The 13,675-nt window shown below is 72.4% G+C and carries 11 protein-coding genes; 6 read left to right on the top strand and 5 right to left on the bottom strand.

The features are described 5' to 3' along the window. Positions 1-244 precede the first annotated feature (244 nt). Both AC5677_RS11460 and AC5677_RS11455 read left to right on the top strand, forming a co-directional pair. Positions 245-973: a DUF998 domain-containing protein gene (locus AC5677_RS11460; RefSeq protein WP_497194924.1), complete on the top strand. Its 729-nt coding sequence runs from the start codon at positions 245-247 to the stop codon at positions 971-973. Further along, positions 970-1,854, top strand: coding sequence for an alpha/beta fold hydrolase (locus tag AC5677_RS11455; RefSeq protein ID WP_497194923.1), 885 nt, complete (start codon positions 970-972; stop codon positions 1,852-1,854). The genes AC5677_RS11460 and AC5677_RS11455 overlap by 4 nt, the downstream gene beginning before the upstream one ends. Here AC5677_RS11455 and AC5677_RS11450 read toward each other — a convergent pair. The 3 genes from AC5677_RS11450 to AC5677_RS11440 are packed head-to-tail and all read right to left on the bottom strand — an operon-like array spanning position 1,820 to position 3,752. Continuing rightward, the gene (locus AC5677_RS11450) at positions 1,820-2,464 is read right to left on the bottom strand and encodes a hypothetical protein (protein WP_497194922.1); all 645 of its coding nucleotides are present in this window, start codon (positions 2,462-2,464) and stop codon (positions 1,820-1,822) included. The two genes, AC5677_RS11455 and AC5677_RS11450, sit on opposite strands and share 35 nt — an antisense overlap. Before the next feature lie 38 nt (positions 2,465-2,502). Further along, positions 2,503-3,450, bottom strand: coding sequence for a WXG100 family type VII secretion target (locus AC5677_RS11445; protein ID WP_497194921.1), 948 nt, complete (start codon positions 3,448-3,450; stop codon positions 2,503-2,505). Then, entirely contained in the window at positions 3,447-3,752 is a 306-nt protein-coding gene (locus AC5677_RS11440) for a hypothetical protein (protein WP_497194920.1), read from the bottom strand. Before AC5677_RS11440 ends, AC5677_RS11445 begins: the two co-directional genes overlap by 4 nt. A 320-nt stretch (positions 3,753-4,072) precedes the next feature. Here AC5677_RS11440 and glnA point away from each other — a divergent pair, with 320 nt between their 5' ends. Further along, positions 4,073-5,434 (top strand): gamma-glutamylpolyamine synthetase GlnA2, encoded by a 1,362-nt coding sequence (gene glnA / locus AC5677_RS11435; protein WP_403509370.1) that lies wholly within the window; start codon positions 4,073-4,075, stop codon positions 5,432-5,434. A 26-nt stretch (positions 5,435-5,460) separates the two neighbouring features. Then, complete coding sequence (locus AC5677_RS11430; protein ID WP_497194919.1) at positions 5,461-8,484, top strand: bifunctional [glutamine synthetase] adenylyltransferase/[glutamine synthetase]-adenylyl-L-tyrosine phosphorylase; 3,024 nt, start codon at positions 5,461-5,463, stop codon at positions 8,482-8,484. Positions 8,485-8,515: 31 nt separating this feature from the next. Here the strand turns inward: AC5677_RS11430 and AC5677_RS11425 are convergent, their stop codons facing one another. Then, positions 8,516-9,124 carry a TetR/AcrR family transcriptional regulator gene (locus AC5677_RS11425; RefSeq protein ID WP_497194918.1) on the bottom strand — a complete coding sequence of 203 codons (609 nt, stop codon included), beginning with the start codon at positions 9,122-9,124 and terminating at the stop codon, positions 8,516-8,518. A gap of 185 nt (positions 9,125-9,309) precedes the next feature. Between AC5677_RS11425 and AC5677_RS11420 the strand changes: the two genes are divergently transcribed. Both AC5677_RS11420 and AC5677_RS11415 read left to right on the top strand, forming a co-directional pair. Then, positions 9,310-10,917, top strand: coding sequence for an APC family permease (locus AC5677_RS11420; RefSeq protein ID WP_497194917.1), 1,608 nt, complete (start codon positions 9,310-9,312; stop codon positions 10,915-10,917). Positions 10,918-10,992: 75 nt separating this feature from the next. Next, positions 10,993-12,633 (top strand): amidohydrolase, encoded by a 1,641-nt coding sequence (locus AC5677_RS11415; RefSeq protein WP_497194916.1) that lies wholly within the window; start codon positions 10,993-10,995, stop codon positions 12,631-12,633. A gap of 115 nt (positions 12,634-12,748) precedes the next feature. Here AC5677_RS11415 and AC5677_RS11410 read toward each other — a convergent pair whose 3' ends face one another. Then, positions 12,749-13,609 (bottom strand): phosphatase PAP2 family protein, encoded by an 861-nt coding sequence (locus AC5677_RS11410; RefSeq protein ID WP_497194915.1) that lies wholly within the window; start codon positions 13,607-13,609, stop codon positions 12,749-12,751. Positions 13,610-13,675 lie beyond the last annotated feature (66 nt).

The following is a 13,675-nucleotide window of genomic DNA, read 5'->3' as shown; positions in this document are numbered from 1 at the left end:
CGCCGCCGGTGTGCACGCGGCGCGGACCGTCCGAGGGGACGCCGGACTTCTCGCGCCCTGCCCGCGGCGGGTATCGAGCCCGAAGGGCGGCCCGCCGGCCGCGGCCGGGCGCGTCCGCCCGTAGCGCCGCGCGCCGGTATCACCGCAATGCTGTAGTCCACCCGCCTATCCTTGGCCTTCCCACGCGTTCCGCGTGCCCGGCGCTCCGTCCGACCGGCCGGGTCCACCCGATCCGATCACCAGGATGGCCGTGCCCCCCTCCCGCCGCGTCCACCTACGCCGCCGGGCGGCCGCGGTCCTGCTGCTGCTCGGGGCCGTCGCGTACACGGCCTGGGTCCTGGAGTTGGTGATCGCCACCGGAATCGACCCCGTGCGGGCGTACGTCAGCGAACTCGCGGCCGCCGACCAGCCGCTGGGCGGGCTCTTCCGCGCCACGGACCTGGTGGCCGGGCTGCTGGTGCTGGCCGGCGCGCTGACCGCCCTGGCCGCCCTGGAGCGCAGGCCCTGGACGACCGCGGGCTGGACCGCGCTCGCCCTCTTCGGCGCGGCCACCGCCCTCGACTCCCGGCTCCCGCTCAGCTGCGCGCCGACCGGCGACCCGGCCTGTGCGGCCCGGGAGACCGCGGGCCTGGTCCCGGCCACCCACACCGCACACGCCGTCAGCAGCTCCCTCGCCCTGTCCGGCGCGCTGGCCGCCCTGGTCCTGCTCACCGTCGCGGCCCGCCGATACGGCCACTGGCCGGTGCTCGCCCGCCTCGGCCCGCCGCTGGTGCTCGCCGAACTCGCCGCCACCTTCTGGACGCTGGCCTCGGTCGCGGCCTTCACCGCGGGCCGGGGCACCTGGGCGCTCGGCGCCGGCCAGCGCCTCCAGGTCCTGCTGGTCGCCCTGTACATCGCGCTGCTGGCAGGGTGCGTGGCCCGCCCGGCCGGGCACAAAGACATCAGGACACCGAAGCCGGAGGCACGCCCATGACCAGACGCCCGCTCCGCATCCCCGGCCGCATCCACACCGTCGACGGCATCCGGCTGCACGTCCTCGCCGAGGGCGGCGGCCCGCCCTGCGTCCTCAGCGGCGGCCTCGGCATGGCCTGGTTCGACTGGGACGCGGTGGCCGCGCTGCTCGCCCCGCACCGCACCGTCATCCGCTTCGACCGTCCGGGGCTGGGCCTGAGCGCGCCCTCGCCGACGGCGCCCACCCTCGCCGCCGAGGCCGATCGGATCGCCCATGTCCTGGACGCCCTCGGCCACCACGGCCCGGCCACCGTCGTCGGCCACTCCCTCGCGGGCTTCCACGCCGAGGCCTTCGCCCGGCTCCACCCGCACCGCTGCGCCGGTCTGGTCCTGGTGGACGCCAGCGTCGAGGAGGACCCGCGGCCGCTGCTGCCCCGCGCGGTCCGTACGGCCTGGGCGTCCGGCCTGGCCACCACGCTGTCCGCCGCCGGGGTGCCCCGTGCCGCCCTCCCCGCCGCCCGCCGGCTGATAGGCCGCGCCACCACCGTCTCCAGCCATCCGCCGCACCCTTGGGAGAGCGCCGGCTACCGCACCAGCCGGGTGCTGCGCGCCTGTGTCCTGGAGAACGCCACCTACCCGTACCAGGCCGCCGAGCTCCTCGCGCTGCGCCCCGCGCATCCGCTGCCCGCCGTCCCGGTCACGGTCCTGGCGGCCTACGACGGCGGCGAGAACGCCCGCGATCTGCGCTGGCTGGAGCGTCAGCGGGCGCTCGCCGCGGAGCTGGGCGGCCGGTTCGCGGTCGCCGCCCCGGCCGGCCACCTGGTGATGGCCGACACCCCCGAAGCGGTCGCCCGCGCCGTACTGGATCTCAGCCCTGTTGATCCTTCGACAGCAGGCCGGTGAGCCAGGACACGTGCTCCGGGCTCACTTCAAGGGCAAGCCATGAGCCGTCGGGGAACGCGATGTCCACCCGCCGCTTGTGGCGCGGAGGGTGCGGTTCGCGACGCAGGCCGTAGCTCCCGCGGGGGAACTCATGGAGCAGCTGTGCCGCGTCCCGCTCCGGGGACGAAGGCTCGTCCAGCAGCAACAGTCGCCGGTCGGTGAAGGCGAGCGCCAAGTGCCAGTTGCCGTCCACCGAGGCGGCGTCCGGCGGGCCGATACGGGTGCTGATGATGAACCGGCCCGCCGCGCTGTTCCAGCCGCCCGCCCAGACCCGCCCCCGGAAGATCAGGCGGAAGCCGCGCCAGGTCTTGCCCGCCCCCGACTCCAGCAGCTCGCGGGGAAAGGCGATCAGCCACGTGAGGAAGACGACGGGCAGAAGAAGCCACTTCCATCCCGTGAGCCGCGCCTCCTCGGGCACGGGACGGCGGTAGCGCCTGGGGACGGTGTACGGAGCCACGGGATCGAGCCGTACGGGCAGCGCACCGTGCAGTGTCTCGCCGGGGGCGAAGTGAGCGGCGGAGTGCTCGATGAGCCACGCGTCGCGCTCCGGGACCACGGGGGAGGGGTGCATATCCGTTCCTTCTGTCCATTTCCGCTCGGCTCCGGCGCTCAGCCAAAGGTGTCTTCGATACTGCCCTTGGGCACGCGGTACGGCTCGGGCGACTTCGGGCCCTTGCCGTTGTGTTCGTCCAGCGCTTCCTGGCCGAAGTGCTCGATCGCCTCCTTGGCCGGGGCGACAGGTTCGCCGGTGAGGCCGGTGAGGCCGCCGATGAGCGGCTTCGAGCCGTGCTTGGCGATCTGGCCGGTCACGATGTGCTGGGCCCACCAGTCCTTGGAGCGGTAGGCGCCCTTACCGAGCGGGCCGCCCGCCTTGCGCAGGACGGAGGCGACCGCCTTGGCCTCCTTGAAGGACTTCTCACCCTTCTTGAGTTCCCGGACGGCCTTCATCAGGTCCCGCAGGGTCTTCGCCAGCTCGGTGGAGACCTTCTCCACCCTGCCCAGGAACACGGCGACCTCGGCCTCGGCGACCAGCCCGTCCACCACGGTGGCCAGTCCGAGCGTCAAGATGTCGGTGACCACCATCGCGGCGAGCGTCATCGCCGCCCACTCGATGGCCTCCCGGATGATTGCGACGATGGCGTCCTCGGCGAACTTGCACTCCTTGGCGGCCTGGCTGAGGATCTGCGCGGTGTCGCCCATCTCCTTGGCGGTGCCGTCGATCGCCTCGACGATCTTGCCCATACCGTGGCCGAAGCCTTCGGAGGCGTCGCCCTCCCACTGCTCGGGCAGCGCGTGGGCAGCGGTGCGCAGTCCCTCGGACACCTTGTGCAGCGCATCGGCCTGCGCGCGCCACTCCTGGGCGGCGTGGGTGAGCTGCGTCGGCATTCCGGTGACTTTTTCGAGCTTTTCCCACAGCCCGACCTTGTCCAGGAACCACCGGATCGCGTCATCGAGCCCGGCGTCGATGCCGTGCTCCTCGCTGTTGTGCACCTCCTCGATGGTGGGGAGCTGCTCGATCTCCTTGTTGAGCCATGCGTACGCATCCGACGCGCTCATGCACCGAACCCTTCCTGGAGGGCGTGCTCGTTCGCGACATAGGCGCCGCCCGTGGCCCGCAGGTTCTCCGCGGCGGCCTGCAGCAGATCGACGATGTCACGCAGGTTCTGCTGCGCCGCCGAGGCGTGCTCGTTGTACGAGCTGTGCAGCTCGTCGGACTCCGGCAGCTTGCCGAAGGCGCCCGAAGGAATCTCCACGTGCTCCAGGGCCCGCGCGATCCGCGGGACGGCTTCGTGCTGCTGCTCGGTGCCGGACGCAGTGTGGAAAATCGCGTCCGGGTTGATCTGGAACCCCTGCCCCATTACCCGTCTCCCCCGTCTTTCGGGTCGCCCATCACAATCCCGGCCAAGGCTAGGAAAGGGACAACATGGATCCCCAAATTCGTGGTCAACGCCTTACCACCGGCCATTCAAGACTCGGCCAAGCCCCCCGATTGCCACCCCTGGCCGCGCTGACGCTACGTACTGCGGGAAGGATCGGGGGGAGGGTCACGGCCCGGCGGTTCTGCTTCAGGCCAAGGGTGCGTAATGTGACGGTAACCCCCTCACGTGATACTGGTGTGCCACGCCGCGTGATCCCACGCACGTGGACAGGCCGATTGACCTGCAAGGATTGGTGAACCATGGACAAGCAGCAGGAGTTTGTGCTCCGGACTCTGGAAGAGCGCGACATTCGCTTCGTCCGGCTGTGGTTCACCGACGTGCTGGGCTTCCTGAAGTCGGTGGCGGTGGCCCCCGCGGAGCTGGAGCAGGCCTTCGACGAAGGCATCGGCTTCGACGGCTCGGCGATCGAGGGATTCGCCCGGGTGTACGAGTCCGACATGATCGCCAAGCCCGATCCGGGCACCTTCCAGATCCTCCCGTGGCGCGCCGAGGCCCCCGGCACGGCCCGGATGTTCTGCGACATCCTGATGCCGGACGGCTCGCCCTCCTACGCCGACCCGCGCTACGTCCTCAAGCGCATCCTGGCCAAGACCTCCGACCTCGGCTTCACCTTCTACACCCACCCCGAGATCGAGTTCTTCCTGCTCAAGGACAAGCCCGTCGACGGCCGGCGGCCCACCCCCGGCGACTCCTCGGGCTACTTCGACCACACCCCGCAGAACGTCGGCATGGACTTCCGCCGCCAGGCGATCACGATGCTGGAGTCGATGGGCATCTCGGTGGAGTTCAGCCACCACGAGGGCGCCCCCGGCCAGCAGGAGATCGATCTGCGCTACGCCGACGCGCTCTCCACCGCCGACAACATCATGACCTTCCGCCTGGTCATGAAGCAGGTCGCGCTGGAGCAGGGCGTCCAGGCCACCTTCATGCCCAAGCCGTTCTCCGAGTACCCGGGCTCGGGCATGCACACCCACCTCTCCCTCTTCGAGGGCGACCGCAACGCCTTCCACGAGTCGGGCTCGGAGTACCAACTCTCCAAGGTCGGCCGCTCGTTCATCGCCGGTCTGCTCAAGCACGCGGGCGAGATCTCCGCCGTCACCAACCAGTGGGTCAACTCCTACAAGCGCATCTGGGGCGGCGCCAACCGCACCGCGGGCGCCGGCGGCGAGGCCCCCTCGTACATCTGCTGGGGCCACAACAACCGCTCCGCGCTGATCCGCGTCCCCATGTACAAGCCCGGCAAGATGGGCTCGACCCGGGTCGAGGTCCGCTCCATCGACTCCGGCGCCAACCCGTACCTGACGTACGCGGTGCTGCTCGCCGCGGGCCTCAAGGGCATCGAGGAGGGCTATGAACTCCCCGCCGGCGCCGACGACGACGTCTGGGCGCTGTCCGACTCCGAGCGCCGCGCGATGGGCATCGAGCCGCTGCCGCAGAACCTCGGCGAGGCCATCGAACTGATGGAGCGCAGCGAACTGGTCGCCGAGACCCTCGGCGAGCACGTCTTCGACTTCTTCCTGCGCAACAAGAAGCAGGAGTGGGAGGAGTACCGCTCCGAGGTCACGGCCTTCGAGCTGCGCAAGATGCTCCCCGTGCTCTGAGCACCGCGCCACCGAGAGGCTGCATCATGGCTCTACCCGCGCCGCAGGGACGGCGGAGCAGCACCCACTCCCGGTTGCTGAGGCACGGGTTCACGGACCCCTCGGCGGCCGGGCGGCTGCTCGACACCCCCGAATTCTCCCCGGTACGCGAGGACTCGGTGCTCCTGGAGGCGCTCGGCGGCACCGCGGACCCCGACCTCGCGCTGCTGGGCCTGGCCCGGCTGGTGGAGACGCTTGAGCCGGAGGAGCAGCAGGAGCTGCTGAGCATGCTCGTGGCGGCCAAGCCGCTGCGCGACCGGCTGCTGGGGGTGATGGGCGCGTCCGAGGCGCTGGCCGACCACCTCGTCCGGCATCCGGACGACTGGCGCTCGCTGGTCACCTACGAGTCCGTCGACCTGCACCCCACCACCCCCGAGTTCGAGCAGGCGCTCGCGGAGGGCATCTGGGGGGAGCGGGGCGAGGGCCGCTCCCGTGCGGACGCGCTGCGCGTCGCCTACCGCCGGTGTCTGCTGGGCATCGTGGCACGCGATGTGTGCGGTACGACCGATGTCGCCGAGGCCGCGGCGGAGCTGGCCGATCTGGCCACCGCCACGGTACGGGCCGCCCTGCAGATCAGCTACGAGGAGGCGCCCGGCGACGCGGCGGTCTCCCGGCTGGCCGTCATCGCCATGGGCAAATGCGGCGCCCGGGAGCTGAACTACGTCTCCGACGTGGACGTCATCTTCGTCGCGGAGGGCAAGGAAGGGGTCGATGAGGCCAAGGCGCTGCAGGCCGCCACCCGGCTCGCCTCGCGGATGATGCGGCTGTGCTCGGACGTCACGGCCGAGGGCACGATCTGGCCGGTGGACGCCAACCTCCGCCCCGAGGGCCGCAACGGCCCGCTGGTGCGCACCCTCAGCAGCCACCTCGCCTACTACCAGCGCTGGGCCAAGACCTGGGAGTTCCAGGCGCTGCTCAAGGCCCGCCCGATGGCCGGTGATCTGGACCTGGGGCAGGTGTACGTCGATGCGCTGGAGCCGATGGTCTGGCAGGTCTCCGACCGGGAGAACTTCGTCGCCGATGTCCGCCAGATGCGCGGCCGGGTGATCGCCAACATCCCCGCCGACCGCGTCGAACGCGAGCTGAAGCTCGGCCCCGGCGGACTGCGCGACGTCGAATTCGCCGTCCAGCTGCTGCAGTTGGTGCACGGCCGCAGCGATCCCACGCTGCGCAGCGCCAGCACCCTGGACGCCCTGGCGGCGCTGGCGGCCGGCGGCTACGTCGGGCGCCAGGACGCCGCCGCGCTGGACTCCGCGTACCGCTTCCTGCGCGCGCTGGAGCACCGCATCCAGCTCTTCCGGATGCGCCGTACGCATCTGATGCCCGAGGAAGAAACGGATCTGCGGCGCCTCGCCCGCTCATTGGGCTTGTTTACCGAGCCCGTTGACACCCTCCGCAAGGAGTGGAAGTGGCACGCTAGAGAAGTGCGCCGACTGCATGAGAAGCTCTTCTACCGTCCTCTGCTCGATGCCGTCGCCCATCTGGAGCCCGGCGAGACGAGACTGTCGGCAAAGGCCGCGGGCCATCGCCTGGAAGCCCTCGGGTACGCCGATCCGGTCGCCGCGCTGCGCCATCTGGAGGCGCTGGCGTCCGGCGTGACCCGCAAGGCGGCGATCCAGCGGACGCTGCTGCCGGTACTGCTCGGCTGGTTCGCGGACTCCGCCGATCCGGACGCCGGACTCCTCAACTTCCGCAAGGTTTCGGACGCGCTCGGCAAGACCCCGTGGTACCTGCGGCTGCTGCGCGACGAGGGCGCGGCCGCCGAGAACCTCGCCCGGGTGCTGTCCGCCGGGCGGCTCGCCCCCGATCTGCTGCTGCGCGCCCCGGAGGCGGTCGCGCTGCTCGGCGCCGCCGACGGGCTCCGGCCACGCGGCCGGGCCGCCCTGGAGCAGGAGGTGCTGGCCGCGGTCGGCCGCGCGGACGGCGCCGAGGCGGCGGTCGCGGTGGCCCGTGGGGTGCGCCGCCGGGAGCTGTTCCGGACCGCCGCCGCCGACCTGATCGGCGCGTACGGCACGGACGGCAACCCCGCCGAGAAGGACCACGGCCACGCCATCGACGCCGTCGGCACCGCGGTCTCCGACCTCAACGCCGCCACCCTCGCCGGCGCGCTGCGCGCCGCCGTCCGCGAGCAGTGGGGCGACACCCTGCCCACCCGCTTCGCCGTCATCGGCATGGGCCGCTTCGGCGGCCGGGAGATGAGCTACGGCTCGGACGCCGATGTGCTGTTCGTCCACGAACCCCGCGAGGACGCCGACGAACACGAGGCCGCCAAGGCCGCCCAGGCCATCGCCAACGAAATGCGCCGGCTGCTCCAACTCCCTTCTGCGGACCCTCCGTTGCTCATCGATGCGGATCTGCGCCCGGAGGGCCGGTCGGGCCCGCTGGTGCGCACCCTCGCCTCGTACGCGGCCTACTACCGGCGCTGGTCGCTGGTGTGGGAGGCGCAGGCACTGCTGCGCGCCGAACCGGTCGCGGGCGACGCCGGGCTGGGGCAGCGCTTCGTGGAGCTGATCGATCCGCTGCGCTATCCGGCCGAGGGGCTGGGCGACGACGCGGTGCGCGAGATCCGGCGGCTCAAGGCCCGGATGGAGTCCGAGCGGCTGCCGCGCGGCGCCGACCCGACCACCCACACCAAGCTGGGCCGCGGCGGTCTGAGCGATGTCGAGTGGACCGTACAGCTGCTCCAGATGCGGCACGGCTGGGAGATCCCCGGGCTGCGCACGACCCGGACCCGCGAGGCGCTGGCCGCGGCCCATGCCGCCGGGCTGATCGGCACCGAGGAGGCGGCGACCCTGGACGAGGCCTGGGTGCTGGCGGCGCGGGTGCGCAATGCCGTGATGCTGGTCCGCGGCCGCCCCGGCGACACCTTCCCGGTGGACGGCCGGGAGCAGGCGGCGGTCGGCCGCTACCTCGGCTACGAGGAGGGCCACGTCGGCGAGATGCTCGATGACTACCGCCGGATCACCCGGCGGGCTCGCGGCGTGGTGGAGGAGCTGTTCTACGAAGGGTGAGCGGCGGCCGCACGGCGCCTGACCGGCGGCCTCACGCCGCCGCCAGCAGCCCCCGGCAGTGCGCGAGGAAGCCGGCCAGCGTCAGATCGAAGGCCTGATCGGCGCGGTCCGGGCCGGTGGCGTCCTGCGCCGCGGCCAGCCGCGGCGCGCCGACGTCGCCGGAGGCCACCCACATCGGCTCGGGCGCCGACATGTCCAGCGCCGAGCCCAGCACGATGTTGTCCAGCCCGGTGATGACCGGCATCACGGCGTCCGGGGCGAAGCCCGCGTCCAGCAGGAGCCCGACCACCCGCTCGTACTGCGCCAGCACCCTGGGCGCGCGGATCGGCGAGGTCATCAGCATCGGGATCGTGCGCGGATGGGCGGCGAACGCGGCGCGGTAGGAGCGCGCCCAGGCCTCCAGCGCGACGTCCCAGCGGGCGTCACCCAGGGTCCCCGGGTCGATCGCGTCGGTGACCCGCTCCCGCAGCAGCTCGATCACCCCCGCCCGGCCGTCCACGTGGTGGTACACCGAAGCGGTCTGCACGCCGAGCCTGCGAGCCACCTCCGGAACGCTGAAGTCGCCCTTCTCGTCGACGAGTTCGAGCGCCGTCGCGCCGATGCGCTCCTTGTCCAGCAGGGCCTTGCGTGGCCGCCCCATCGTGTCCCCTCCCGGCCGAGCCCGTTCCAAGGTCTTCCCGAATCGTACGGCGAGGGGTACCTTCCACACACGAAAACCGAAAGCCTTTAGGTTTTCGCCTCGCGGTCCAGCAGCCGTCACCATCCCGTACGTGCCGTGCCGCCGCCTCTCTTCCGCTCTCCGTCCCCGCAGAAGGGCACCGAGTCATGGCCGTGGAGTCAACGTCCCGTAACGGGACCCCTCAGCAGACCGCACCCCCCGCCCCCGGCGCGGCCCCCCAGCTGCGCCGCGGCACGCTCGGCGTCGCCGATATCGCCTTCTTCGTCATCTCCGCGGCCGCCCCGCTCACCGTCATGGCGGGCACCTCCCCGCTCGCCATCGGCGCCGGCGGCATCGGCGCCCCCGTCGGTTACGTCCTGGCCGGCGCCACCCTCGCCCTCTTCGCCGTCGGCTTCACCACCATGGCCCGCCATGTCCGCAACGGCGGCGGCTTCTACGCCTTCATCACCCGCGGCCTCGGCCGCCCGGCCGGCTTCGGCGCCGCCACCGTTGCCCTCCTCGCGTACAACGGCATGCAGATCGGCGTCTACGGACTGCTCGCCACCGCCACCCAGGACGCCCTGAAGGCCTTCTGGGGCATCGGCGTCCCCTGGCCCCCGATCGCCGTCGCCGGCGTCCTGGTCATCTGGTACCTCGGCTACCGCTCCATCGACTTCGGCGCCAAGGTGCTGGGCGTCCTGCTCGTCGCCGAGACCGGCATCCTCGTCCTGCTCGCCGGGGGAGTGCTGCTGCACGGCGGTGCGCACGGCCTCTCGGCGGACTCCTTCACCGCGGGCAGCGTCCTGGTCCCCGGCACTGGCGTGGTCCTCGCCTTCGCCTTCGCCGCCTTCACCGGCTTCGAATCCACCGCCATCTACCGCCGCGAGGCCCGCAACCCGGCGCGCACCATCCCGCGCGCCACCTACATCGCGGTCGCCTTCCTCGGGCTCTTCTACGCCTTCACCATCTGGATCGTCATCCAGGCCTACGGCAGCGACAAGATCGTGGCGGCCGCCCTGCACGACCCGGCGGGCCTGTTCTTCACCGCCACCACGCAGTACGTCGGCACCTGGGCCGCCGACCTGATGCACCTCTTCATCATCACCAGCATCCTCGCCTCCCAACTGGCCTTCCACAACGCGATCAACCGCTACGGCCTGGCCATGGCCCAGGAAGGCGTACTGCCCTCCCCGCTCGGCCGGGTCCACCCGCGCCACCGCTCCCCGTACCTCGCCGGAGCCGCGCAGAGCGTCCTCGCCGTCGCCGTCGTCGCCGGCTTCGCGCTCGCCGGCATGGACCCCTATCAGCAGCTCCTCCTGTGGATGAACACCCCGGGAATGCTGGGCCTGTTGGCCCTCCAGGCGGTCACCGCGGTCGCCGTGCCGTGCTACTTCCGCCGCTTCCGCCACAGCGAGGGGAAGCTGCGCACCGTCATCACGCCCCTCGCCGCCACCGTGCTGATGGTCCTCGCGCTCTGGCTCGTCATCGCCAAGATCGACCTGATGACGGGCGCGCCGTTCGCCACCAACACGGTGCTGGTCCTCACCGTCCCCGTCGCCTTCCTTCTCGGCCTCGCCCTCGCCCGGCGGGTACGCCGCACCCGCCCCGAGGTCTACGCGGGCTTCGCGGCGGAACCGGCCGAGGACGAGGAAGAGGCCGGGGAGGAGGCCGGTGCCCTGCCCGGGGCCGAGCCCGCGGCCGAGGCCTCCGAACCCGCCGAGGAGGCCCGCCGCCCCGCCGAGGAGGCCCGCCGCCCCGCCGAAGAGACCCGCTGACCCACCGGCAGCGGCAGCCGCCGCGGCCACCACGCCCCTCCGCACCGCCCCCTCCGCACCACCCAAGGAGCCCGCATGTCCGCCCCCGCGCCCCTCACCGCCGCCGACACCATCCTGACCGGCGCCCGGGTACGCACCCTCGACCCCGCGCACCCCACGGCCGAGGCCGTCGCCGTCAAGGACGGGCGGATCGCCGCGGTCGGTCAGGAGCGGGACGTACGGGACTGGCGCGGCGCGGCGACCGAGGTCATCGACCTGGCCGGGGCGACCCTGACCCCCGGCCTGGTCGACGGCCACAGCCACCCCGTCTGGGGCGTCGAGATGGCCACCGGCCTCGACCTCTCCGGCTGCCGCGACCTCGACGGACTGCGCACCGCGCTCGCCACGGCCGCCCGCGCGCTGCCCCCCGGCGGATGGCTCACCGCCTGGGGCCTGGACCACAACGTCTTCGCCGGCGCCCCGGTCCACCGCGATCTGATCGAGGACGCGCTCGGCGGCGCACCCGCCTTCATCCGCCTCTACGACGGCCACTCGGCGCTGGCCAGCGGCCGCGCCCTGGAGGCCGCGGGGATCACCGGCCCGCGCGCGTTCGTCCAGCGCGCCAGCGTCGTCTGCGACGCCGACGGCCGCCCCACCGGCCATCTGATCGAACACGCCGCGATGGAGCTGCTGACGCCCGTCATCCCCCGGCCCTCCGCCGCCGACCGCCGCGCCCGCCTCCTCGACCTCCTCGACGAGATGGCCGCCCATGGACTCACCGGCGCCCACGTCATGGACATGGAGAACGCCGACGTCCCGGAGCTGTTGACGGGCATCGAGGACACCACCGAACTCCCCGTCCGCCTCCGCCTCGCGCCCTGGTGCATGCCCGGCATCGACAAGGACGGTCTCGACCAGCTCATCGCACTCCAGCGGCTGGCCGGCCGGCACTGGCGGGTCGGCGGCGTGAAGTTCTTCATGGACGGCACCGTCGAGGGCGGCACGGCCTGGCTGGAGCACCCCGACTGCCACGGCCAGGGCACCGAGGCCTTCTGGCCGGACCCGGCGGCGTACACCCACGCCGTGCACCACCTCGCCCGCGCGGGCGTGCGCACCGCCACCCACGCCATCGGCGACGCCGCCGTACGGCACGTCCTGGACACCGTCGAACTGCTCGGCGACGACCGCATCGGCGCCCGCTACCGCCACCGCATCGAGCACATCGAGACCGTCCCCGGCGACCAGCTGCCCCGCTTCGCCCGCCTCGGCGTCGCCGCCTCCATGCAGCCCACCCACACCGCCTACACCCGCGCCGACCACACCGATGCCTGGTCCCGGCGGGTCGGCGAGGAGCGCGCCGGACGGGCCTGGCGCTGCCGCGATCTGCGGGACGCGGGCGCGGTTCTGGTCCTCGGCTCCGACTGGCCGATCGCGCACCACGACCCCCGCCAGGTCCTCGCCACCGCCCGCCTGCGCCGCCCGGCGGGCGAACCCGGCATCGCCCCCGTCACGCCCGGCCAGGCCCTGACCGGGCTGATGGCCCTGGAGGGCTGCACCTCCCACGCCGCCCTCGCCGTCGGCGAGGAGTCCGAAGCCGGCCGGATCGCCCCCGGCTTCCGCGCCGACCTCACGGCCCTGGCCGTGGACCCGGTCACCGCCCCGGCCGACGAGCTGGGCAGCGCACCCGTCCGCCTGACGATGACGGGCGGGCACATCACGCACCGCGGGGTGAGCTGACGGCGCATAGCTATACGGCCGGCGTTGCGCCATTCGGGTGACGGGCGGTGCCGCGCGGAGCGGCCCCGCCCACCCGGATGCCCCACCGGTACGGGGCCGAACGGCGGGCCGCCGCTCAGCCCGCCTTCAGCAGATTCACGTCCGGCGCCGCCACATGGCGCGTCAGGCGGTGCGGCAGCATGCCGTACCAGCCCAGCGCCACCGTGAACCCGAAGGCCAGGCACAGCGCCCCGCCGACCGCGTCCAGCCAGAAGTGGTTGGCGGTGCAGACGATGACCAGCAGCGTCACGGTGGGGTAGAGCACCCCGAGGATCCGCGCCCACAGCGGCTTGGCCAGCAGCGCGACGGTGACGCCGCACCACAGCGACCACCCGATGTGCATCGACGGCATCGCGGCGTACTGGTTGGACATCGAGGCGAGATTGCCGGACGCCATCGAGCCCCAGGTGTCGTGCTGCACGACCGTGTCGACGAAGCCGCCGCCGGGCATCAGCCGGGGCGGCGCCAGTGGGTAGAAGTAGTAGCCGAGCAGCGCGACACCGGTCGTCGCGAAGAGCGCCATCCGGGCCGCGGCATAGCGGCCCGGATGCCAGTGGTAGAGCCAGATCAGCACGCCGATCGTCACGATGAAGTGCAGGGTCGCGTAGTAATAGTTCATCGACACGATCAGCCACGTCACGGAATTCACCGCGTGGTTGACGGTGTGCTCGACGGCGATGCCCAGAGCGTGCTCGGCCTGCCAGATCCAGTCGGCGTTCCTGAGCGCCTTCGCCTTCTGCTCGGGTACGGCGTTGCGAATGAGTGAGTACGTCCAGTAACTGACGGCGATCAGCAGGATCTCGAACCAGAGTCGCGGTGCGCGAGGGGCGCGCAGCCGGGCCCACCGACGGCCTTTCAGCGGGCGGTCCGCGCTCCCCCCATGGGGCGGCGGGGTGGCGGGCCGACCTTTCACAGTCTTCACATTCGCATCACCCATAGGCAGACAGTCTGCCAGAAACGGGCGTGTCGCCGATCATCCTTCGGTCGGGTATTCGACGGTCCG

This window comes from Streptomyces sp. JLSY215 (assembly GCF_059682825.1).
Note: the sequence above shows the minus strand (reverse complement) of the source record. Positions and strands in the feature narration are given on the sequence as shown.